Raw genomic sequence first — 22244 nt, 5'->3', positions numbered from 1 at the left:
AGCTTCCGTCGCCCTTGCCCCGTCCGCTCCTTGCGGATCTCGAAGTCCATCGCACCCCTTGAGCTGGGGTGTTGCAACGACTCCTAGAACCCAAGGCGGTGAGACGGGGCCCGGCGAAGGCCGCGGTGATCGCGGGAGCCGCAACGAGGAGTGGTCCGAGGTGGACGTCGGGCGGTGCGAGTACATCGATCGCGCAGACGGCCACGATGAGCCCGATCGGCATCAGCACCAGAACGTGGCTCAGCCTCCACCGTCCCCCTTGGTGCCTCAACCGCTCGAAGGGCATGTTCTATGTTCGCACCGTGGTGGGTGAAATACCCGGATCGTTCCACGGTGTAGGCGGTCCCCCACCACCCGCCGGCCACTGCCCGAGCCCGTGATCGCGTCCCTCGTATCCCTCGCGCCCGCGGTCCTATCGCACCCCGCCCCCGCACCCCTCGCACCCACTGCTTGGCCGAGCCTCGCCCGTCCCCTTCCCGGATCGCCGCCCTCTTCCAGGTCCTCTCCGGATCCCCTCCGGGTCGCTTCCGGGTCCTCTCCCGGGCCCTCCCTCAGTCCCGCCCCGAGTCACTCTCCCCGGGCCACCTCGATCTCCCGCCGGAATGCCGCGATGAGCAGATCGAGCGCCAGCTCGACGCCCGACCCGCCCATCAGCGGGAGGTGTTCCCGTACGCGGTGCAGGCTGGGGTACTCGTCCGCGGGCAGGTCGGTGTACTCGGCGTGCCAGGCCTGCTCGTCCGCCGCGCGCTCGGCGGGTGCCAGGCGCAGGGCGCCGGCGTCGAGGGCGGCATGACCGAGGGCGGTGTCCACGAAGGCGTGGTAGTGGCGGACGGCGGTGGCGTCATCGAAGCCGGCCTGGAGCAGGAGGCCGATGCCGGTGTCGACGGCGTGTTGTTCATGGGGCCGGCGGGTCACGCGGACGGTGCTGAACACGGCGATCTGCGGGTGGCGCAGCGCGGAGCGGTAGGCGCGGAGGCCGAAGTCGCGCAGGTCGGCGGCCCAGTCACCGCTGGGCGCGTAGCCGTCCATGGATTCGCCGATGAGCCGGTCGGCGAGGGCCAGCAGGAGCTCTTCGGTGTTGCGGAAGTACCGGTAGATGGCGGAGGGGTCGGCGCCGAGGGCCGATCCCAGTTTGCGGACGGTGAATGCCTGCGCCCCTTGGGCGTCGATGAGCTGGCGGGCGGTGTCGACGATGAGGTCGGCCGACAGGACCACGCCGGAGCCGGTCGGTCGGCGCCGTTTGCGCTCGACCGGGATGCGCTCAACAGGCATGCGCTCACCCCTGTTGCCTTCAACCCCGCTGCCTTCAACCCCGCTGCGCTCAACCCGGTTGCCCTCGGCCGGGTTGCCCTCGGCCTGGTTGCGCTCGGCCTGGTTGCGCTCGTGCTCCGTCACGCCAATCCCCTCCGCCTTCGCTCCGCCGCGCGGCCCCGGGCTCCATCCCTCAGGCCGCCCTCGGCTCCCCCTGGGCCACCCCGGACTTCTCCCCCAGGGCCACCCCGGAATTCACCCCTATTAGGGCCACACCTGGATTCTCCGATAGGGGCCACCCGGAATTCACGCCAAATGCCAACCCGGGCTCCGCTTCCGGGGGCTCCCCGCCCCCTCCCCCGATCGCTCCCCTCGGCCGTCCCGGGCCGTCCCGGGCCCTCCCGGACCGCCCCCGGCAAGTTAATCACCACCGGTTACGTCAACAGCGTTGACACAAGGATGGGCGGGCTGTTTCATCGGCGGTCACACGGCCCGCCGAGCCCGGCCCGGCCCCCGCCCGTCCAAGGAGTCAGTGCCATGCCCTCCGCAGTGCAGCAGGACCCCGGCCCGGCGAGAATGAATCGCTCGCTGGGGGTGAAGGACGGGGTGGCGATCGCCGCGTCCAGTACCGCAGCGACCACCAGCATCGGCATCGGAATGGGCACGCTGGCCGCGTACGCCGGCCGGCAGACCCCCGCCCTGTTGCTGCTGGCCTTCGTGCCCATCCTCGGCATCGCGCTGTCGTACGCCCGGCTCAACCGCACCGAGCCCAACTGCGGCAGCGGCTACACCTGGGTGGGCCGGTCGATCGGCCCCTGGCCCGGTTTCCTGACCGGGTGGGTGGTGCTGATCGGCAATGTGATCTTCATGGCGTACACCGGGGCGGTCACCGGCTCCGTCGCGCTCCAGTTCCTCAACAAGCTGGGTCTGCACAGCCTGTGGGGCCTGCGGTTGGACCCGGCCTCGACCGGGATCAGCACCGTGGTCGGCCTGATCGCGCTGGTCGCCGTGACGGTCACCGCGGTCACCGGCGTGCGGTCCGCTACCCGGCTACAGCTGTGGCTGCTGATCTTCGAGTACGCGGTCCTGCTGGTGTTCTGCGGCTACGCCCTGGTCGTCGGCGACCAGCCGTTCTCGCTGTCCTGGCTCAACCCGTTCGACATCCGCTCCCCGCAGGCGCTGGCCCAGGGAATGGTGATCGCGGTGTTCATCTACTGGGGCTGGGACGCCGCGTTCAGCGTCAACGAGGAGACCCGCAGCGCCTCGGACGCGGCCCGCGGCGGGCTGATCGCACTGTTGGCGATGCTGGGGCTGTTCCTCGTCGGCGCGCTCGCCTTCCAGCGGGTGATGGACAACGGCGAGCTCATCCACAACGGGCCCCAGGCGCTCACCTTCCTCGGCGGCAAGCTGGCGCCGGAGCCCTGGGCCTCCCTGCCGCTGGCCGCGCTGATGTGTTCCGCGTTCGCCTCCTTGCAGTCGAGCGTCATCCCGACCGCCCGCGGTGCGCTGGCGATGGCCCGGGACCGGACGCTCGGCCCGGTGTGGCAGCGCGTGCACCCCCGCTACGGGTCCCCCGCCGCGGGCACCCTCCTGATCATGGCCATCGCCGCGCTGCTCGCCGTGCTCGCCGTCGGCATCCCCAAGCTCAACGACATGATCCTCACCGCGGTCAACTCCATCGGCCTGACCGTCGCTCTCTATTACGGCCTGACCGCGCTGGCCTGCGCGGTGCGGTTCCGCGACAGCCTGCGCCAGGGCGCGGTCCGGGCCCTGCGCGATGTGGTCGTCCCCGCGGCGAGTGCCCTGGCGCTCTTCGGACTCGGCGGCTACCTCGTCTGGGACTACGCCACCATGAGCGACCACTTCGAGGCGAGCCCCGACAACGGCTGGTTCATGCTGCTGCTCCCCGCGCTCTTCATCCTGCTGGGTCTGGCGACCGCCGCATGGGCCAAGTGGGTGCGCCGCGCCCCGTACTTCACCACCGGGCGGGGTACCGACGCCGATGCGATCGCCCTGCCGATGGACCAGGACGCCGCTCCCGGGCCACTGCCCCGCCCGTCGGAGGGATGATCCAACCGCTCCCCCTCGCACCCACGCACCACACCTCCGCCCACACACCACACCTCTCCCCCACACACCCGCCGTACAGGCACACCCACAGAACTGGAGCAGCCAGCACATGGACCTCAGTACCGCCGTGGAACCCGAGGCAGCCTTGGCCGCGGATGCCGCCCCCGGCCTCGCCGACGGCCGCCCCGCCGATCTCGTCTTCCGCTCCGGTCCCGTCCACACCGTCGACGCCGCGCGCAGCCGGGCGAGTGCGGTGGCGGTGCGCGACGGCCGGATCGTCGCCGTCGGACATGACGCGGAGGTCGGCGACCTGATCGGGCCGGGCACGGACGTCGTCGATCTGCGGGGCAAGCTGCTGATCCCCGGGTTCCAGGACGCCCACGTCCATCCGGTCGGCGGCGGGCTGGAGTTGGCGCAGTGCGACCTGAGCGAGGCGGTCAGCGCGGACGCCTACCGCGAACTGATCAGCGGCTATGCGGCCGCGCATCCGCAGGCGCCGTGGATCACCGGCGGCGGCTGGTCGCTGGAGGCGTTCCCCGGCGGGATGCCGACCCGCGAGTTCCTGGACGCCCTGGTTCCGGACCGCCCGGTGTTCCTCGTCAACCGCGATCACCACGGCGGTTGGGCCAACTCCCGCGCCCTGGAGCTGGCCGGGATCACCTCCCGCACGCCGGACCCGGCCGACGGTCGCATCGAGCGGGACGCCGACGGCCGGCCCTCCGGCATGCTTCAGGAGGGCGCGATGCAGCTGGTCGGCGAGCTGATCCCGGAGCCGACCCTCGCCGAGCAGACGGCCGGGCTGCTGAGGGCGCAGCGGCTGCTCCACTCCTACGGGGTGACCGCGTGGCAGGACGCGATGCTCGGGCGCGGTCCCGGAACGGTCGACGCCGTCCCGGCGTACCTGGCGGCCCGGAGCGCGGGGCAGCTGACCGCGCGGGTGACCGGTGCACTGTGGTGGGAACGGTCCCGTGGCGCCGAACAGATTCCCGAACTGGTGGCGAAACGTGCGGAGTTGACCGGCGGTCCGCTGCGGGCGACCAGCGTGAAGATCATGCAGGACGGGATCGCCGAGAACCACACGGCGGCGATGCTCAGCCCCTACCTCACCGCCTGCGGCTGTACGTCCGACAACAGCGGCATCTCCTTCATCGACCCCGAGGAGCTGCGGACCTACGTCACCCTGCTGGACGCGGAGGGCTTCCAGGTGCACTTCCACGCCCTGGGTGACCGGGCCGTGCGGGAGGCGCTGGACGCGGTGGAGGCGGCCCGGCGGGCGAACGGCCGGCGGGACACCCGGCCGCACCTCGCGCACCTCCAGGTCGTGCACCCGGACGACGTGCCGCGCTTCCGCCGGCTCGGAGCGACGGCGAACATCCAGGCGCTGTGGGCGGCCCATGAGCCGCAGATGGACGAGCTGACCATTCCCTTCCTGGGGCACCAACGGGCCTCCTGGCAGTACCCGTTCGGCGACCTGCTGCGGTCGGGGGCCACGCTTGCGGCGGGCAGCGACTGGCCGGTCAGCTCGCCCGACCCGCTGGCCGCGCTGCACGTGGCGGTCAACCGCCGGCTGCCGGAGGACCCGCCGTCCGCCCCGGTGTTCCTGCCGGAGCAGCGCATCGACCTGGGCGCGGCGCTGGCCGCGTACACGGCCGGCAGCGCCTACCTCAACCACCTGGACGACACCGGCTCCGTCCAGCCGGGGAAGTTGGCGGACCTGGTGGTACTGGACCGGGACCCGTTCGACGGTCCTCCGGAGGAGATCGCCGGGACCCGTGTCCTCCAGACGTTCGTCGGGGGGCGGCGGGTGTACGCGTCCGACGACGCCTGAGCGCGCGGGAGTCGGGGCGATCGGGGTGACGCCGACGTCGGCGTCGCCCCGGTCGCCCGTTCCGGGCTCCGGAGGGCGGTCGGTGGCCCGCCTCGGCAGCCTCCTGTGCCACGTTCGCCTTGGGTGATCCTCCACACCCGGCCGGCTTTCCGTGCCGACGTTTCGGATGACGTGCCGCTGGCCCGGTGTGCGCTGCCGCGGCTCTACTGGGCGGAGTCCTTGATTCGGGGGGTTCCGTGGCCGTGTTGGCAGGTCTTCGTTCGGTGTTCGCCGTTGCCGGGGTCGGGCTGCCGGTGCTGTCGTTCCTGGCGCGGCTGCCTGCCGCGCTGTGCCCGATCGGCACGCTGTTGATGCTGACGGAGTTGGACGGCATCGGCCGGGCCGGGGTGGTTGCGGGGATGTTGTGGCTGGGGCAGGCGGTGGGCGGGACGCCCATCGGGCGGTTGGCCGACCGCCGGGGGCACCGGCCGGTGATCCTGGTGGCGTCGCTGGCCAATGCGGTCGCGATCGTGGCGCTGGCGGGGGCGGTGCTCGGCGGGCTGCCGGTCGCGGTGCAGGCGTTGCTGGCGGGGCTGGTCGGGGTGACGATGCCTCAGGTGGGTCCGTTGTCGCGGACGCGATGGATCGCGCTGACCGCTTCCCGTGCTGGTGGTGGGGGGTCGACCGGCGGGAAGGAGTTGACCGGGCGTGCGCTGTCGCTGGACACCACGATCGACGAGATCAGTTTTATGGCGGGGCCTGCGCTGGCGGCCACCGTCGTGGTCCTCGTCCACCCCGCGGCGGGGCTGCTGTTGGCGGCGGTACTCAGCGCGGTGTGCGGTGTGCTGTTCGCGCTGCATCCGACGGCTCCGGGGCCGGTGCGGACCGGGCGGGTGGCGGCGGCCGGGGTTCCGTTGGTGTCGCCCGGCCTGATGGTGCTGTGTGCGATGGCGCTGGCGCAGGGCCTCGTCTGGGGTGCGGCGAACGCCGGTGTCAGCGCGTTGTCCAAGCAGTTGGGCGAGGCCGGGATGGCCGGGTTCGTATGGGGCTCGATGGCGGTGACCAGTGCGCTGGCGGGGCTGGTCTGCACGGCGCTGCCGGTGAAGCGGGATCTGACGGTGCGGCTTCGGTTGGCGATCGTGGCGCAGACGCTGCTGGTGGCGCCGCTGCTGGTGGTGGACGGGTTCGCCGGTGCGACGCTGGCGATCGCGGGGATCGGGGCGGCGGTGGCGCCGCATCTGATCGCGGTGTTCGGCCTCGGTGAGCGGGTCGCCCCGGCCGCGCGGATGGGCGAGGCGATGGCGCTGCTGGGGTCGGGGCTGATCGTCGGGCAGTGTCTGGCCGCGGTGGCGGCCGGGCCGCTGGCCCAGGCGTACGGGTACCGGGCGGCGTTCGGGCTGAGCTGCGCGGCGGGCCTGGCCGCCTGCGGGGTGGCGCTGCTGCTGGTACGGGGGCGGTGGTTCACCGCGGCGGGGGCCGGGCCGGTCCTGGCCGCCCCGCCCGTCGGCCCGGCGCCGTCGTCCGCGGCGTCGGCTGCCGGTCCGGTCGCCGACCACCGTGCGTGAGGCGGGCTGTCGGCTGCGGCGTCCGGTCCGCCGCTGCCGGCCGGCCCTGGCGGTGCCGCGCCTCGGGCCGGCCCTGGGCCCTGTCGTCATCCTCCCGCCTGCCTCCCGTGCCTCACCGCGCCCTCCTGTCTCGCGGCGAACGACGGGGGTGTGACGACGGGCCCCAGGGCGGGTGACCGGGGCGGCCCCCCGGCGTGGTGGCGTTACTCGATGACGAGCTCGACGTCGATGTTGCCGCGGGTGGCCTTGGAGTAGGGGCAGAACTCGTGGGTCGCCTGGACCAGCTGGCGTCCGGTCTCGCCCGCGAGGGCGTCCGGCAGCTCCACCCGCATGACGACGCCGAGGCCGAAGCCGGTGCCGTCCTTGCCGATGGAGACCTCGGCGGTGACCGAGACGTCCTTGGTGTCGAGCTTCATCTGGCGGCCGACGTTGCTCATGGCGCTGGCGAAGCAGGCCGCGTATCCGGCGGCGAAGAGCTGCTCCGGATTGGTGCCGGCACCGTTGCCGCCGAGCTCGGGCGGCATGGCCAGGGCGAGGTCGATCTTGCCGTCGGAGCTGACGGCCCGGCCCTCGCGGCCGTTGGCGGTGGCGACAGCGGTGTACAGCGCGTCCATCACGTTTCCCCTTCGATAGCGGCGGCCGTTCCCCGACCGCCCGACACCAGAAACCATCGCACACGTTTAAGTTGTGCGCAACTCGATTGCGCACAACTTAATGGCGTGACGAGCTAACCTGGACCCATGACCTCCGCGACCAGGCCCCCGGTACCCGACGCCGAACTGCTCCGCCTCGACCACCAGGTCTGCTTCTCGCTGCACGCCGCGTCGCGCGCGTTCGGCGGCGTCTACCGCGACGCCCTCAAGGGCCTGGGCCTGACCTATCCGCAGTACCTGGTCATGCTCGTGCTGTGGGAACACGGCTCACAGCCGGTCAAGACCATCGGCGAACAGCTGCGGCTGGACTCCGGCACCCTCTCGCCGCTGCTCAAGCGGCTGGAGACGGCCGGCCTGGTCCGTCGGGAACGCAGCGCCGAGGACGAGCGCTCGGTCACCATCCACCTCACCCCCGACGGCGACGCCCTGCGCGAGCAGGCCCTGCCGGTCCCCCGCCGGATGCTCGCCGCCACCGGCCTGACCATCGAGGAACTCCGCACGCTCCAGGACCTGTTGGGGCGGGTGACCAGCGCACTGGACGAGGCCTGAGGCCCACCTCCAGACCCGGCCGCCGCACCTCTCGGCGGCCCACGGCATGCCCTCCGTGGCCGTCCTCCGCAGCACGGGCGCTCCACCGCGCACCCCCCTCCCGCCCCGCGAGGGGCCCATCACCCCATTGAGTGACCGAAGTTTTGGGGAGTCATCGGGACGAAGGCGTATAAAGAGTGGCCATACCAGCCGGGTCGCCGGCGAACACCCGCCCAGGACGCGGTTGGCAGCACGCCCACAACAAGCGGAGGAACGCCACGTGAACGCGGCAGAAGTCGTCAACGCCTTGCTGGTCCAACGGTTCGGGGTGCCCTCCGGCGTCATCACCGACGAGCCCCCGCTGCGCGGCCCGCGCGGCGACTCCCCGGCGCGGGAAGGACTCCGCTTCCGCGCCGCGGACCGGCCGGGCGCCTCCCCGAAGGGCGTGCCGCCGACCGCGCGCGGCACCGCGGGCCGGCTCGTGGCGGCCGTCGACGGTCTGGTTACGGCGTGACCGGCGGCCGACGGCCGTTCTCCGCGGCCGTGACAGGGGTGGGCATGGTGACCGCGGCGGGCGTGGGTGCGAAGGCGACCTGGCACGCCCTCACCCAGGAGACGCGGCCGAGCGGGGTCCATCAGCTTCCCGAACTCGCCGATCTGCCCTGCGACTTCATGTACACCGTGGATCTGGACACCACCGAGCTGCTCGGGGTGGCCGCCCAGCGGATGATGGACCGCTTCGCCCAGCTCGCGGTGGTCGCCGCCCGCGAGGCCGTCGCCGACGCCGGGCTCGACCCGGAGACCTGGGACAGCGGCCGGGTCGCGGTGGTCATCGGCTCCGCGCACGGCGGGCTCCCCTTCTACGACCAGCAGCACGTCGCGATGGCGGACCGCGGTGCCCGGCGGGTCTCTCCCAAGCTCGCCCCGCTCACCGTGGTCAACGGCGCCGCCAGCAGCGTCTGTATGGATCTCGGCGCCCAGGGCCCCAGCCTGGGCGTGGCGACGGCCTGTTCCTCCGGGACCGTCGCCCTGGGCACCGCCCATCAGCTGCTGCGCGCCGGGGCCTGCGACATCGCCATCGCCGGCGGCGCCGAATCCCCCATCTCCCGGCTGCTGATCGCCAGCGCCTGCCGGATGAAGGCGGTCTCCACCCGGCGGGACGATCCGGCCGCGGCATGCCGCCCGTTCGACGTCGCACGGGACGGTTTCGTCGTCGGCGAGGGCGCCGGCCTGCTCGTACTGGAGCGGCCCGAACACGCCGCGGCCCGCCGGGCGCCGGTCCGTGCGCACCTTCGCGGGTACGGCGCGTCCAGCGATGCGTATGCGGCCGTGGCACCGGACCCCGACGGCAACGGCGTCGAGCGGGCGCTGCGCACCGCGCTGGCGGACGCGGACGTGCAGCCCGGCGACGTCGGGCATGTGAATGCGCACGGCACCTCGACGCTGGTCAACGACCTCATCGAGAGCACCGTGTTGCAACGGGTGATCGGTGATCATGCGCTGGTCACCTCGACCAAGGCGATGACCGGGCACACGCTGGGCGCCGCCGGCGGCATCGAGGCCGCGCTCACCGTGCTCGCACTGGAGGGGCAGCTGGTGCCGCCGACCGGGAACCTCGACGTGCCCGATCCACAGGTACCGATCGAGATCGTGCGCGAGGAGGCCCGGCGGAGCACCTTCGACTGCGCGGTCAAGACCTCGCTCGGCTTCGGCGGGCACAACGCCGCCCTCGTGCTGACCCGGTAGCGGGCTCCCCGCACGGCGCGACGGACCCGTCTCCGGCTCGTCGACCAGGCACCGACTACGGGGCGGCAGCGCCACCCGGAGAACGGCCCGGTCGCCGCCGGTGGCGGGGCGTCCGCCGGCCACGCCTCTCTCCCCCGGTGCGGTCCCGGCCTGCGGCTGCGCCCGTCTGTGATCGACGCACCCGAGCACCGCCGCAGCACCTCAGTACCTCAGCACCTCAGCACACATTCTCTTGCGGTTATATAACCAAGGCAGCATGCTGAAGGCATGCCCATACCGTTCGACGTTCTCGCGGAGCCGAGCCGGCGCAAGATCCTCGACCTGCTGTTGGAGCGCCCGCGGCTGGTCGGCGAACTCACCGAACAGCTCGGACTGAGTCAGCCCGGCACCTCCAAGCACCTACGGGTACTGCGGGAGGCCGGGCTGGTCCGGGTCCGCCGGGACGCCCAGCGCCGCTGGTACGAGCTGCGACCCGAGCCGCTCGCCGAGCTGGACGCCTGGCTGGCGCACTACCGGCATCTGTGGACCGGGAGCCTGGACGCCCTGGAACGGCACCTCGACGCCCGGAAGGACGCCCCCCGATGAACCCCCACTCCGACACCCTCACCACGTCCGACGGCCGCAACGCCCTGCGGATGGAGCGCCGGCTCGCCCATCCGCCGGAGGAGGTCTGGTCGGCGATCACCGACCCGGCCCAGCTCGGCCGGTGGTTCCCCTCCGAGGTCACCGTCGAGCTACGGCCCGGCGGGGCGATGACCTTCACCATGCCCGGTGTGAGCGACGTCGCCATGACCGGCACGGTCACCGACGCCGAGGAGCCCCGACTGTTCGCCTTCACCTGGGGCGAGGACCACCTGCGCTGGGAGATCACCCCGGACGGGGACGGCTCCCTTCTCACCCTGGTGCACACCTTCGGCGACCGCTTCGGCGGCGCCAGCTTCGCCTCCGGCTGGCATCTGTGCCTCACCGCGCTCTCACAGCTGCTCGACGGCGAGCCGCCGGCCGTGGAGCGCGACACCGGCGAGCTGCACGAGGCGTACCTGGAGCAGTTCGACCTCGGGCGCGGCGTGGTGCAGGACACCCCGGACGGGCGGCAGATCCGTTTCGAGCGCCAGCTCGTACGGCCGGCCGGGACCGTCTGGGCGGAGCTGACCTCGGGGGACGAGCCCGCGGTGGGCGGGCCGGCACCGGCGGGGTTCACCGCGCAGGAGGTGCCGGGTGGGCCCGTCACCGAGGTCCGGCCCCCGTCGGTACTGGCGTACCGCTGGCACCCGGAGGGCACTGTCCGCTGGGAGCTGGGCGTGGGCACCGGCCACGGCGCCCGGCTCGTCCTCACCCAGACCTGCCCGCAGGGCTGCGATACCGATGCGGCACTGGACGCCTGGCACGACCGGATCGAGCAGCTCGCGGCGCGCCTGCTGGCGGACTGAAGCGCAGGAAGAACCACCGAGGGCCCTTCGACGGGCCGCTCGGATCGCGCAGTGCGATGGCGCGCGCAGTGCGATGGCGCCCCCTACGGACCACGGCCCCGGGTCCGGTAGGGGGCGCGGGCATGCTCTCTGCCTGACCCCGACCGGCCGCGTCTTTCGCCGCGGAATCCCCCCTTTCCGGTGTGAGCCAGGCAACTTCGCGGGGCCGTGGAACGGGCCGTCCGGCGCCCGTCAGGTGATGCACGGCACGCGACGTACGTCACGTACGAACTCCGCTAGTCGAGGCCATTCCGCGCATGCACCACGAAATAGGGGACTTACAACGGACATTTCGCTCTAACTCACGAAGATAGGTAGTACAAGGCACCTTTGCCACCATCCAGGGCGCTCGCTAAACATGTTCCGGGTAGCACCGAGAACGAGCCCGCGATCTCAGCCAGAGCGGCGAAACGCGGCAATGACCCTCGGTCCTCACGCGCCAACCGAAGGCCGTTTCCCCCGCCACCAAGCCCTGGAAGAGGTCACCTCCGCATGCCCAGCTTCACCCTGCACCGCGCCCTCCGGAACACCCGCATCACCCGTGCCCACAAGGTTTCCGCGACGCTGGTCGCCTCCGCGAGCTGCGCCGCCGCCCTGGCACTCACCGCAGCTCCGAGCAATGCCGCGACCCCGTCGGCGCACGCGCCGTCCGCGGTGAAGCCGGTGAGCGCCAACGGTATGCCGCTGACCGCCAAGGACCGTGCCGACGACGGCAAGAAGGCCCAGCCGGTCGCCTCGTCCGTGGCCGACCGCATCAAGGTCACCGCCGTCGAGAAGCAGGGCCACACCGCCAAGCAGGCCGCCAGCCGTTCCGTGGAGCGCAAGGCGATAGCTGCGCCCAAGGCCGCCCCGAAGGCCGCACCCAAGGCCGCCCCGAAGGCCGCTCCCAAGCACTACGCGAACAACCTCGACGGCTGGATCCGCGAGTCGCTGGACATCATGAAGTCCAAGGGCATCCCGGGCACCTACGAGGGCCTGCACCGCAACATCATGCGCGAGTCCAGCGGCAACCCCAACGCCGTCAACGACTGGGACATCAACGCCATCAACGGCATCCCCTCCAAGGGCCTGCTCCAGGTGATCCAGCCCACCTTCGACCGCTTCCACGTCTCCGGCACCGCCGACAACCTCGTCGACCCCGTCGCCAACATCACCGCCGCCGCCAACTACGCGGCCGACCGCTACGGCTCCATCGACAACGTCAACTCCGCCTACTGAGCCGGGTCCGACGACCGGCCGAACGGCCGGCACGACCCAACCGGGGCCCACAGCACGGCTCCAGGCACGCAACGGCAGTGGCCCTGCCCGCAACTCGCGGGCGGGGCCGCTGCCGTTGGCTTTGGCGTTGGCGTTGGCGTTCGCGTCGGCGTTGGCTTTGGCTTTGGCGTGCGCGTCGGCGTCAGCGATGGCTGCGGGCCGGTCCACCGCTGCCGAAGAGCGCGTCGATGACCTCGCCGGCGAGGCGGAGCCCCACCCGATCCGCGGGGGAGAGGTGGTCGTCGACGGGCGCCGCGGCGGCGGACCCCGCCGCGAGGAACCCAGTGACGAGAAGCCCGCTGAGCACGACGGCAATACGACGGAGCATGAGCACTTCCCTACGATGAGTGACGGCTGTGTACGGTGCCACTGTCCGCGAGGGCGTGCCGCGTAGTCATGCGACAGCCCCGGGCGCTGCTGCGAACGGACCAGCAGCACCGCCGAATCGCCGTACCGGACGGCTCACCGACGGCCCAGCCGGATGCCCGGCCGCCGGACACCACGGCGTGACCGTTGCCTCACCGTGCGCCACGTGAATCGGCGCACAATTGCCGCCCTTTTGGCCTCAGCAACGGTGCTCCTCACCACATTTGGCGAATCCCCGCGGCCGTCAGGGGCAGCCGGGCGGATGAATCGCCTTCCCTGCACGCATGAAGTGGGCCTGGCCGGCGGTAATTCCGGTGTGAGCCAGGCAACTTATGGACCCCGCTGGAGAGGACTTTACGGCCGGTTTCAGGTGACCCGGGGCACGCGATGTATGTCACTTACGACCGTGCCTAGTCGAATCCCGTGCGGCCATTCCAGGTCAACAAAGCGAGAATCGCTTATCACTTCGGAGGTCCGGGCTTTTGCTCACGAAGTCGGGTAGTAAAGGGCACCATTGCCTCGATTCAGGTCCATCGCTAAACATGGATTCCGACGCGCCGAGAGCGAGTTCGCGAGTTACGCCCCCTGAGGCGAACGCGGCACAGGGCTCCGGTTCGCAACGCGCCGCCAAAGAAGGCCGCCTCCCCGTCCCCGTACCTGGAAGAGGTCACTCTGCATGCCCAGCTTCACCCTGCCCCGCACCGTCCGGTTCTCCCGCATTACCCGCACCCACAAGGTCGCCGTGGCCGTCCTGGCCGCCGCGGGTGCCACCTCGGGCCTGGCCCTCACCGCGGCTCCGGGCACCGCGCAGGCTGCTTCTGAGCACGCTCCGGCCACAGTCCAGCCCGTCAGTGCGAACGGCATGCCGGCGAAGGCCGACACCGCCAAGACCGCCCGTCCGGTGACCGCCTCGGTCGCCGACCACCTCAAGGTCACCGCCGTCGCCAAGCAGCACAGCGCCCAGCAGGCCGCCAACCGCTCCACCGAGCGCAAGGCCGTCAAGGAGTACCCGAACAACCTCGACGGCTGGATCCGCGAGTCGCTGGACATCATGAAGTCCAAGGGCATCCCGGGCACCTACGAGGGCCTGCACCGCAACATCATGCGCGAGTCCAGCGGCAACCCCAACGCCGTCAACGACTGGGACATCAACGCCATCAACGGCATCCCCTCCAAGGGCCTGCTCCAGGTGATCCAGCCCACCTTCGACCGCTTCCACGTCTCCGGCACCGCCGACAACCTCGTCGACCCCGTCGCCAACATCACCGCCGCCGCCAACTACGCGGCCGACCGCTACGGCTCCATCGACAACGTCAACTCCGCCTACTGAGCCGACAGAGCCGTCGCAGGCACAGCGGCCGGCCCGGCCGAACGACGGTCACGGGCATGACGGACACCACACCACAAGAGCCGACAGGCTCGGTACAGGGCAGCTTGCGAAGCGGCGACATGGCGCGTTCGCCGCTGCGCATCGGAGCGGGTCCCGGCACAGCCGGGGCCCGCTTCACTCCGTCCGGGCGCCCTCGGTGTCCGGACGCCGCATGGGGGACACCAGGGGCCGGATCGACGGCGCGGACGGACCTTTCCGGCCGCCAGACGGGTGAGATGCGGGGCCGGTCGACGGACCGACGGCCTGTTGCGCCATAGAGTCAGGCAGTTCTGCGTATAAGTCTCTTATCGGCAGAATTCTGCTCAAAAGCTGCTGAACCTGACTCAACCGAAGGCCTCGGAGGCATGCGATGCCCTTGCGTAGATCCGGTCCGGCCCGCCGTACAGTCCCCCTTGCGGCCGGAACGCTCGTCTCACTTCTCTCCGTGCTCGCTCTGCCCCTCGCGCTGCCCGGTCTGGCCACGGCCTCGGACGCCGGGAAGAAGCTCACCCACCCCGAGCAGGACTGGATGGGTTCCACCATCGCCGCCCGCGAGGGCGTCAACCGGGCCGGTGGTACCGAGCCGCAGTCGATGCACGGCCGGGGCGTGTCCGGCGTCGATGTCTCCAGCCACAACAAGCACGTCGGCTGGTTCTCACTGCGCAGGTCCGGGGTCCGTTTCGCATACGTCAAGGCCACCGAGGGCACCAGCTACACCAACCCCTACTTCACGCAGCAGTACCGTGGCTCGTACACCTCCGGCATGATCCGCGGCGCCTACCACTTCGCCCTGCCGGACCACTCCAGTGGCAGTACACAGGCCCGGTACTTCGCCGAACACGGCGGGGACTGGTCCCGGGACGGCAGGACGCTGCCCGGCGCGCTGGACATGGAGTACAACCCCTACGGCGCGAGCTGTTACGGCAAGAGCACCAAGGGGATGGTCGGTTGGATCGAGGACTTCGTGGACACCTACCGCGAGACGACCGGCCGGAACCCGCTCATCTACACCTCGACCACCTGGTGGAAGCGGTGCACCGGCAACGCCGGCAAGTTCGGCCGGACGAACCCGCTGTGGATCCCCCGCTACGGCTCCTCCGTCGGCGCGCTGCCGGCCGGCTGGCAGTACCACAGCATCTGGCAGCACACCTCCTCAGGCCACCCGATCGGCGACCGCAACCGTTTCAACGGGACGTTCAGCCGGCTGAAGGTCCTCGCCAACGGCCACTGACCCCGCCGCCCTGTCCCCCGGCCGGTCCCCGGCGCCGCACCAGGCGCCGGGGACCGGCCGTTGTGCCGCCGGGACACGTGCGGTCCCGGCCGGCAGTTCGTGGTCCAGGCCTCTGAAAGCCAACGCCGTTCGAAAGAGCGGGAATTGATGCCCGGGTTACAACCATCTGCGGCCCGGCGTTGTCCAACACTGCGAAATGACCACGCGACGCACCACACCCGACGGGGGTATTCCCATGAAGCGTTCACGTGCCATCGCAGGTTCCGCCGTCCTGGCCATGACCGGTCTCGCCACCCTGGCCGGCGCCACCACCGCATCCGCCGCTCCGACGGCCACCGCCGCGTACAACGGGGCCTGCGGAAGCGGATACCGGGTGGTGAATTCCGTGCCGGTCACCGGAAAGGGGGCCGTGTACCTGACGTACAACGCCACCAGCGGAAAGAACTGTGTAGTGACGGTGCGGAACAGCCCCGGTAAGCCGGTGTACATGTACACCTATCTCACGGCCACCGACGGCAGTTCGGACTGGATTTCCGACAGTGGCCAGTACACCTCCTACGCCGGCCCCGTCTATCTGCCGGCGAAGGGCATCTGTGTCGACTGGGGCGGCTCGATCGAGTCGGTCAGCGTCAATGTCTCCGGCTCCAACTGCGGCCGGATGGCGGCCGGCGTCGTGACGCACCACTGAGCCGTTCCCCGCACCGGCAGCGGGTTCCCGGGCAGCGCCCGCCCGGGAACCCGCCGCCGACGTGTTTCGGCGAGATCCCCAACTCGACTTCCCCGCAGGCCTCTTGACAGGCGAACGGGAACGCCGTCACCCCCGGCGGCGATGCGTGGCGGACGCCCCCGCGTTCGGCAACGCGATGGTGCCGCGGACCGCGTAGGGCCAGGAGGACGCGGCGCGGGGGCGGGCGGCGGTGCGGTGCAGTGCAGTGCAGTGCGGTGCGGTGCGGTGCGGTCAACGGTGAGGGCCCGGACCGGTGCTCTCGCGGGCCTCCAGATGCGGCAGTTCGCCCTGCACGGTGCGCGGCGGTCCGCCGTCGAGGACGGTGAGGAGTTCCTGGGCGGCGAGCCGGCCGAAGCCGGGGGTGTCGCGGACCAGTGCGGTCAGCCGGGGGTGGATCACCCGGCACAGCGCGGAGTCGTCCCAGGCCACGATGGACAGCGCGTCCGGTACGGAGAGGCCCCGCTCGGCTGCCACGGAGGCGCCGGCCACGGCCATCACGTCGTTGTCGTAGATGATCGCGGTGGGCGGCTCCGCGGCGTCCAGGACGCGCCGGGTGGCCTCGGCCCCTTCGACGTCGGAGTAGTCGGTGGTCACGGAGTGCACCTGGCGTTCGTCGAGGTCGCGGAGGTCCGCCTCGGTGCGGAGCGAGCGGATGCGGCGTTCGGTGTGGGCGAGGCCGGGCAGACCCGCCACGTGCACGATCCGGCGGTGGCCGAGGCCGTGGAGGTGGTCGAGGACGCGGGCCATGGCCTTGGCGTCGTCGGCCCAGACGGTGGCGAGGAGGGGCGGCGCGGGGGCGGCGTCGGGCCGGGATGCGGCGAGGTGCGGGCCGGGGGTGGCGGGGCCGCCGATGACGACGGCGGGCAGGCCGAGCGCGGTGAGCAGTTCGGGGCGGGGGTCGTCGGTGCGCGGGTCCACCACGAGGACGCCGTCCACCCGGCGTTCGGCCCACCAGCGGCGGTAGAGCGCGCACTCGGCGTCGAGGTCCTCGACGACCTGGAAGAGCAGCGCGACGTTCTGCGCGCAGAGCACTTCCTGGATGCCGGAGACGAGTTGGAGGAAGAAGGACTCCACCCCGAGGGTCCGCGCGGGTCGGGCGAGCACCAGGCCGAGGGCGCCGGCGCGTTCGCCGGAGAGCGCGCGGGCGGCGCTGTTGGCCTGCCAGCCCAGTTCCTCGGCGACCCGTCGTACCCGGGCGCGGGTGGGCTCGGAGACGCCGGGCCGGTCGTTGAGCGCGAAGGAGACGGCGCTCTCCGAGACCCCGGCCCGGCGGGCGATGTCCTTGATCGTCGGCCGGCGCGCCGGCTTCCGGCGGGCCGCCTCACCGGGGGCTGTCATGGCGGGCCCTCCTCGACCTAAACCGCATTAGTGCCGCCCAGTCTGTTCAGCCGAGGAAGGCCTGTCAAACGATGGGCGGCGGCCCCGCGTGGGCACCGAGAAGCCGTTCAGGTACCGGGTATTGACACCTACTAAAACGCATTAGTAGCGTCTGCCGCATCGTCACCCGAGGACACGGAGAAGGTTCTCGACGGAGTGGCCGAAGAGCCCCATTGCGTTTCCCGTGCCCGAGGACGAATTCTTTCCTGTCGTCCAGAAATTCTGGTCGGCCGATCTCCTGCGACAGTGCCACTTGCGTCTGGTCCGAGCAAATCCACGCACATCCGAGCAAAGGAGCCGCCAGCCATGCGTTTTCCCCGACGAACGGCCGCCGCGGTCGCGGCTCTGGTCACCTCGGTGTCCGCCCTGAGCGCATGCGGGTCCTCGGGAGGGTCCGACGGATCGGACGGCGCCTCGGGGAAGGTCGAGGGGCAGGTCACGTTCCAGACCTGGAATCTCAAGGCCAATTTCAAGGATTACTTCGACGGCCTCATCGCGGACTTCGAGAAGAAATACCCGGGCACCAAGGTGAAGTGGGTGGATCAACCGGCCGAGGGGTACCCCGAGAAGCTGAGTGCGGATGCGGCCGGCGGCACGCTGCCCGATGTCGTCAATGTGTCGCCGGATCTCGCCTATCCGCTGGCGAAGGCCGGGCTGGCGCTGGATCTGGAGAAAGCCGCCGGGAAATACCGCGGAGAGTACCTGCCAGGGGCGTGGAAGAGCCATGCGATGCCGGGGTTGCCGGGCGTCTACGCCTTTCCCTGGTACCTCAACACCGGGCCGATGTTCTACAACAAGGAGCTCTTCAAGAAGGCCGGCCTGGACCCCGAGAAGCCGCCGAGGACCTATGACCAGCTCTTCACGGACGCGGTGACGATGGCGAAGCGGAGCGATCGGAAGATCGCCATGCTCGCCAGCACACCGTCGATCGAGGACTTCGGGCGCTACGGCGTACGGCTGATGGACGCACAGGGCACCGCGTTCACCTTCAACGAGCCCAAGGGCGTCGAACTGCTGGAGCACTACAAGCAGCTCTACGCGGCCGGGGCGCTGGATTCGCAGGCGCTCACCGCGCAGGCCGAGTCGTCGGGGCGGAAGTTCCAGCAGGAGTCGGTGGCCATGAATCCGGGCAGCGCGCTGGACCTACAGAACTTCAAGAAGGAGGCACCGAGCCTCTATGCGCACATCGGCATCACGGACGCGGTCAACAACACCGGCAAGGCCAATATGTACGTCCAGGGCCTGATGGTGAACGCCCGGAGCACGGTGAAACCGGCGGCCGTCGCCTTTGCGCACTTCGTCACCGACGGGACGAACCAGATGGCGTTCGCCAAGAAGGTCACGATCTTCCCCAGCACCATGGGATCGCTGGACGATCCGTACTTCACCCGGCAGGACGGTACCGATGCGACCCGGGTCCGGGTGGCGGCCGCCGCCGCACTGAAGACCGCGGTGAATTACACGCCGGTACTGCTCAGCGACCAGATGAAGACCGTTCTGCGCAATGCGGTGGCCCGGGCCGTCCAGGGCAAGGAGTCCCCCGGGGCGGCGCTGGACGGGGCGGTCGCCGAGTGCAACCGCCTGCTGAAGACCGGCTGAGGACGGGGCGCTCCGTGAAGACGCATTCGCCGGCCGGCCCCTGGCTGTTCCTGGCTCCCGGACTGCTGGTCGTCGCGGGATTCAGCCTCTATCCGTTCCTGAGCACGGTGGCGCAGTCCTTCACCGATGCCCGCACGCTCACCGGGGGCCGGTTCGTCGGCGGCGCCAACTACCGCGAGCTCCTCCATGACGCGATGTTCTGGACGGGGTTGCGCAACAGCGTGCTCTATGTCCTGGGTGCGGTACCGCTGTTGGTGGTGCTGCCGCTGCTGCTGGCCCTGCTGGTGCGGCGGCGGATACCCGGCATCACGTTCTTCCGCGCCGCGTTCTACACACCGGTCGTCGCCTCCGTCGTCGTGGTCGGACTGATCTGGGTGTGGCTGCTGGACGACCGGGGGCTGATCAATGCGCTGCTGGAAGCGCTGGGATTCGGCAGGGTCGGATTCCTCAGCGATCCCTGGCTGTTGCTGTTCAGCGCGATGGCGGTGACGGTCTGGAAGGGCCTCGGCTACTACATGATCATTTATCTGGCGGCGTTGGCCAACGTTCCCCGGGAGCTGCACGAGGCGTGCGCGGTCGACGGTGCCGGAGCGGTGCGGCGCTTTCTGACCGTCACGGTGCCCGCACTGCGCGGCACGATGGTGCTGGTGGCCGCGCTCTCCTCGGTCAACGCCTTCAAGGTGTTCTCCGAGGTCTATCTGATGGCCGGTCCGACCGGCGGCCCCGGCGGGGAGGACACCACGTTGGTGATGCTCGTTCAGCAGGTCGGCACCGGCCTCAACGGTCGTGTCGGCTACGCCTCCGCGCTCTCCGTCGTGGTGTTCGTGATCACGCTCGGGCTGATGCTGCTGGTACTGCGCGCCAACCGCAAGGAGGAGGCATGAGTGCCACCGCGACGCGCCGGAGTGCCGCCTCGGCCCGTGCCGCCTCGACGCGCCGGAGTGCCACCGCGACGCCCGGCAGCTCCCGCGCCGTGCGACAGCGGCGGGCCGAGCGGCGGCTGCCGTGGTGGCGGCTGTTGCTCCGGTATCTGCTGCTGCTCGCCGTGCTGGCGCTGACCGTCGGCCCGTTCCTCTGGCAGCTGTCCACGTCCCTCAAGGGCTCGGGCGAGGACATCTACCGCTATCCGCCGAGCCTGGTTCCGCACCACACCACCCTGGCCAACTACGCCGGCGTGGCACGGATCATCCCGGTCTGGGACTTCGCGCTGAACTCCCTGAAGGTCGCCACCGCGAATGTGCTCACCAACTGCGCGGGCGCCGCGCTCGCCGGCTATGCGCTGGCCCGGATGCGTTTCCGGGGCCGGAAGGCCGCGCTGGTCGTCTTCATCATGGCGATGCTGGTGCCGGTCGAGAGCATCATGATCGCCCAGTTCGTGACGATGCGGGAGCTACAGCTCAACAACACCCTGCTCGGTGTGGTGCTGCCGGGCTGCATCGGGGCGATGAACGTGCTGCTGATGCGGAACGCCTTCGCGAGCCTGCCGTACGAGGTCGAGGAGGCCGCGTTCGTCGACGGCGCCAACGCCTGGCAGCGGTTCGTGCGGATCGCGCTGCCGTCGGTCAAGGGCACCCTCGCGGTGGTGGCCGTCTTCGCGTTCATGGGCGCCTGGGACGACTTCCTGTGGCCGCTGATCGTGCTGAGCGACCAGTCGAAGTTCACCCTGACCATCGGCTTGAACTTCCTGCACGGCACCTTCGCCGACAACCAGCGGCTGGTGGCGGCCGGCACGGTCATCGCCGTCGTCCCGCTGATTGTGCTCTTCGCCTGTCTCCAGCGCTCCTTCTTCCGCGGCGTCGGTGAGGGCGCCGTCAAGGGTTGAACCGCCCGCACCAGCCCGTATCCGCCCCGTACTCCCAGGAGCCCCATGCGATTCGGCGCCAATTACACCCCCACCCGAGGCTGGTTCCACCACTGGTTGGACTTCGACCTGGACGCCGTACGGGCCGACCTCGACTCCCTCGCCGCCCTCGGCCTGGACCACGTCCGGGTCTTCCCGCTCTGGCCGCTCTTCCAGCCGAACCGCACCCTGATCCGACCGCGCGCCGTCGACCAGCTGGTGCGGCTGGCGGACGCCGCGGCCGAGCGGGGGCTGGACGTCACCGTCGACGGGTTGCAGGGCCACCTGTCGAGCTTCGACTTCCTGCCCGCGTGGACGCAGACCTGGCACCGCCGCAACCTCTTCACCGACCCCGAGGTACTGGCGGGCCAGGAGGAGTACCTGCGAACGCTGGCGGCCGCGCTCGCCGACCGGCCCAACTTCCTCGGGATGACGCTCGGCAACGAGGTCAACCAGTTCTCGGACGGCCCGCACCCGGATCCGGACCGGATCACCGACGCGCAGGCCGCGGCGTGGCTGGAGCGGATGCTCGCGGCCTGCGAGCGGGGGGCGCCGGGACGGATGCATCTGCACGCCGCCTACGACGCCGCCTGGTACCGCGACGGGCACCCCTTCACTCCCGCGCAGGCGGCCCGGCTGGGCGCGGTGACGGCCGTGCACTCCTGGGTGTTCAACGGGACCGCGCAGCGGCACGGCCCCACCGGTACCGCCACCGAGCAGCACGCCGCCTATCTGATCGAGCTGTCCAAGGCATGGGCCGAGGACCCGCACCGTCCGGTGTGGCTGCAGGAGGTCGGTGCCCCCGCCCCACACGTCCCGGAGGAGCGGGCGGCCCGCTTCACCGAGGCCACCGTCCGCAACGCCCTGGACTGCCCGGACGTCTGGGGCGTCACCTGGTGGTGTTCGCACGACGTCTCGCGCGAGCTCGCGGACTTCCCGGAGCTGGAGTACGGGCTGGGGCTGCTCGGCAACGACCACACGGTCAAGCCGGTGGGCCGAGCGATCGGGGCGTTGGTCGAGGAGTGGCGCGGCCGGGAACACCGGCCACCGGTGCGGAGCACCGCGCTGGTCGTGGACACCGGCGGTGCCGAGGCGGCGCCCCGCCGCGCGGTGTGCGCACCGGGCGGCCCGGTCTTCGAGGCCTGGGCCGAGCTCATCGCCCAGGGTGCGCGACCGGCTTTCGTACTGGCCGAACGCGCCACGGATGAGGCGCACTTGACGTCCCGTGGGATCACCGAGGTCCTTGCGCCGGACGAGGTCCGTCCGGCCACCGACGGCCGGTGACGGACCGGCGTTCCGCCCGCAGTTCACCGCCCCGAACCCTTCTGCCGTCCAACCCCCTTGGAAATCAAGGCGGTTCAGGATGAGCACAGCCTTCCGCAGCACCCC

20 protein-coding genes and 1 pseudogene are annotated in these 22244 nt (G+C 70.9%); 16 read left to right on the top strand and 5 right to left on the bottom strand.

The window, feature by feature from the left end:
• Positions 1 to 91: 91 nt before the first annotated feature.
• Positions 92 to 286: pseudogene (locus AB0C96_RS03865) on the bottom strand (serine/threonine-protein phosphatase); the annotation flags it as partial.
• A 281-nt stretch (positions 287 to 567) separates the two neighbouring features.
• Positions 568 to 1395 (bottom strand): helix-turn-helix domain-containing protein, encoded by an 828-nt coding sequence (locus tag AB0C96_RS03860; RefSeq protein ID WP_362913331.1) that lies wholly within the window; start codon positions 1393 to 1395, stop codon positions 568 to 570.
• A 393-nt stretch (positions 1396 to 1788) separates the two neighbouring features.
• Here AB0C96_RS03860 and AB0C96_RS03855 point away from each other — a divergent pair, with 393 nt between their 5' ends.
• From AB0C96_RS03855 to AB0C96_RS03845, 3 genes are all read left to right on the top strand, one after another.
• On the top strand, positions 1789 to 3321 hold the full coding sequence (locus tag AB0C96_RS03855) for an APC family permease (RefSeq protein ID WP_362913329.1): 1533 nt from the start codon (positions 1789 to 1791) through the stop codon (positions 3319 to 3321).
• A 109-nt stretch (positions 3322 to 3430) separates the two neighbouring features.
• On the top strand, positions 3431 to 5149 hold the full coding sequence (locus AB0C96_RS03850) for an amidohydrolase (protein WP_362913327.1): 1719 nt from the start codon (positions 3431 to 3433) through the stop codon (positions 5147 to 5149).
• A gap of 242 nt (positions 5150 to 5391) precedes the next feature.
• Entirely contained in the window at positions 5392 to 6693 is a 1302-nt protein-coding gene (locus tag AB0C96_RS03845) for an MFS transporter (protein ID WP_362913325.1), read from the top strand.
• A 203-nt stretch (positions 6694 to 6896) separates the two neighbouring features.
• On the opposite strand, the gene AB0C96_RS03840 is transcribed toward AB0C96_RS03845, so the two are convergent.
• Positions 6897 to 7307, bottom strand: coding sequence for an organic hydroperoxide resistance protein (locus AB0C96_RS03840; protein WP_362913323.1), 411 nt, complete (start codon positions 7305 to 7307; stop codon positions 6897 to 6899).
• Positions 7308 to 7433: 126 nt separating this feature from the next.
• Here AB0C96_RS03840 and AB0C96_RS03835 point away from each other — a divergent pair, with 126 nt between their 5' ends.
• The 6 genes from AB0C96_RS03835 to AB0C96_RS03810 all read left to right on the top strand — a co-directional run bounded on the left by AB0C96_RS03835 (position 7434) and on the right by AB0C96_RS03810 (position 12307).
• On the top strand, positions 7434 to 7895 hold the full coding sequence (locus tag AB0C96_RS03835) for a MarR family transcriptional regulator (protein ID WP_362913321.1): 462 nt from the start codon (positions 7434 to 7436) through the stop codon (positions 7893 to 7895).
• A 259-nt stretch (positions 7896 to 8154) separates the two neighbouring features.
• On the top strand, positions 8155 to 8388 hold the full coding sequence (locus tag AB0C96_RS03830) for an acyl carrier protein (RefSeq protein WP_362913319.1): 234 nt from the start codon (positions 8155 to 8157) through the stop codon (positions 8386 to 8388).
• Entirely contained in the window at positions 8385 to 9620 is a 1236-nt protein-coding gene (locus tag AB0C96_RS03825; RefSeq protein ID WP_362913317.1) for a beta-ketoacyl-[acyl-carrier-protein] synthase family protein, read from the top strand. The genes AB0C96_RS03830 and AB0C96_RS03825 overlap by 4 nt, the downstream gene beginning before the upstream one ends.
• 267 nt (positions 9621 to 9887) lie before the next feature.
• Positions 9888 to 10205, top strand: a complete 318-nt coding sequence (locus AB0C96_RS03820; protein ID WP_362913315.1) for a metalloregulator ArsR/SmtB family transcription factor — start codon at positions 9888 to 9890, stop codon at positions 10203 to 10205.
• On the top strand, positions 10202 to 11050 hold the full coding sequence (locus tag AB0C96_RS03815) for an SRPBCC family protein (protein WP_362913313.1): 849 nt from the start codon (positions 10202 to 10204) through the stop codon (positions 11048 to 11050). The genes AB0C96_RS03820 and AB0C96_RS03815 overlap by 4 nt, the downstream gene beginning before the upstream one ends.
• 531 nt (positions 11051 to 11581) lie before the next feature.
• Complete coding sequence (locus AB0C96_RS03810; protein WP_362913311.1) at positions 11582 to 12307, top strand: transglycosylase SLT domain-containing protein; 726 nt, start codon at positions 11582 to 11584, stop codon at positions 12305 to 12307.
• A 181-nt stretch (positions 12308 to 12488) separates the two neighbouring features.
• Here the strand turns inward: AB0C96_RS03810 and AB0C96_RS03805 are convergent, their stop codons facing one another.
• A complete protein-coding gene (locus AB0C96_RS03805; RefSeq protein ID WP_362913309.1) occupies positions 12489 to 12674 on the bottom strand; it encodes a hypothetical protein in 186 nt (61 codons plus the stop codon).
• Positions 12675 to 13388: 714 nt separating this feature from the next.
• Between AB0C96_RS03805 and AB0C96_RS03800 the strand changes: the two genes are divergently transcribed.
• The 3 genes from AB0C96_RS03800 (at position 13389) to AB0C96_RS03790 (ending at position 16000) form a co-directional block, all read left to right on the top strand.
• Positions 13389 to 14042 carry a transglycosylase SLT domain-containing protein gene (locus tag AB0C96_RS03800; protein ID WP_362913307.1) on the top strand — a complete coding sequence of 218 codons (654 nt, stop codon included), beginning with the start codon at positions 13389 to 13391 and terminating at the stop codon, positions 14040 to 14042.
• A 409-nt stretch (positions 14043 to 14451) separates the two neighbouring features.
• Positions 14452 to 15312 (top strand): lysozyme, encoded by an 861-nt coding sequence (locus AB0C96_RS03795; RefSeq protein ID WP_362913305.1) that lies wholly within the window; start codon positions 14452 to 14454, stop codon positions 15310 to 15312.
• Positions 15313 to 15547: 235 nt separating this feature from the next.
• On the top strand, positions 15548 to 16000 hold the full coding sequence (locus AB0C96_RS03790) for a spore-associated protein A (RefSeq protein ID WP_362913303.1): 453 nt from the start codon (positions 15548 to 15550) through the stop codon (positions 15998 to 16000).
• Positions 16001 to 16270: 270 nt separating this feature from the next.
• Here AB0C96_RS03790 and AB0C96_RS03785 read toward each other — a convergent pair whose 3' ends face one another.
• Positions 16271 to 17377 (bottom strand): LacI family DNA-binding transcriptional regulator, encoded by a 1107-nt coding sequence (locus tag AB0C96_RS03785; RefSeq protein WP_362913301.1) that lies wholly within the window; start codon positions 17375 to 17377, stop codon positions 16271 to 16273.
• A gap of 345 nt (positions 17378 to 17722) precedes the next feature.
• Between AB0C96_RS03785 and AB0C96_RS03780 the strand changes: the two genes are divergently transcribed.
• The 4 genes from AB0C96_RS03780 to AB0C96_RS03765 are packed head-to-tail and all read left to right on the top strand — an operon-like array spanning position 17723 to position 22139.
• The gene (locus AB0C96_RS03780; RefSeq protein ID WP_362913299.1) at positions 17723 to 19015 is read left to right on the top strand and encodes an extracellular solute-binding protein; all 1293 of its coding nucleotides are present in this window, start codon (positions 17723 to 17725) and stop codon (positions 19013 to 19015) included.
• Complete coding sequence (locus tag AB0C96_RS03775) at positions 19012 to 19899, top strand: sugar ABC transporter permease (protein WP_362913363.1); 888 nt, start codon at positions 19012 to 19014, stop codon at positions 19897 to 19899. The genes AB0C96_RS03780 and AB0C96_RS03775 overlap by 4 nt, the downstream gene beginning before the upstream one ends.
• Positions 19896 to 20837, top strand: coding sequence for a carbohydrate ABC transporter permease (locus tag AB0C96_RS03770; RefSeq protein WP_362913297.1), 942 nt, complete (start codon positions 19896 to 19898; stop codon positions 20835 to 20837). Before AB0C96_RS03775 ends, AB0C96_RS03770 begins: the two co-directional genes overlap by 4 nt.
• A gap of 45 nt (positions 20838 to 20882) precedes the next feature.
• Positions 20883 to 22139, top strand: coding sequence for a glycosyl hydrolase (locus tag AB0C96_RS03765; RefSeq protein WP_362913295.1), 1257 nt, complete (start codon positions 20883 to 20885; stop codon positions 22137 to 22139).
• Positions 22140 to 22244 lie beyond the last annotated feature (105 nt).

It is taken from the genome of Streptomyces sp. NPDC048506, from assembly GCF_040651315.1.
Taxonomy (GTDB): domain Bacteria; phylum Actinomycetota; class Actinomycetes; order Streptomycetales; family Streptomycetaceae; genus Streptomyces.
Note: the sequence above shows the minus strand (reverse complement) of the source record. Positions and strands in the feature narration are given on the sequence as shown.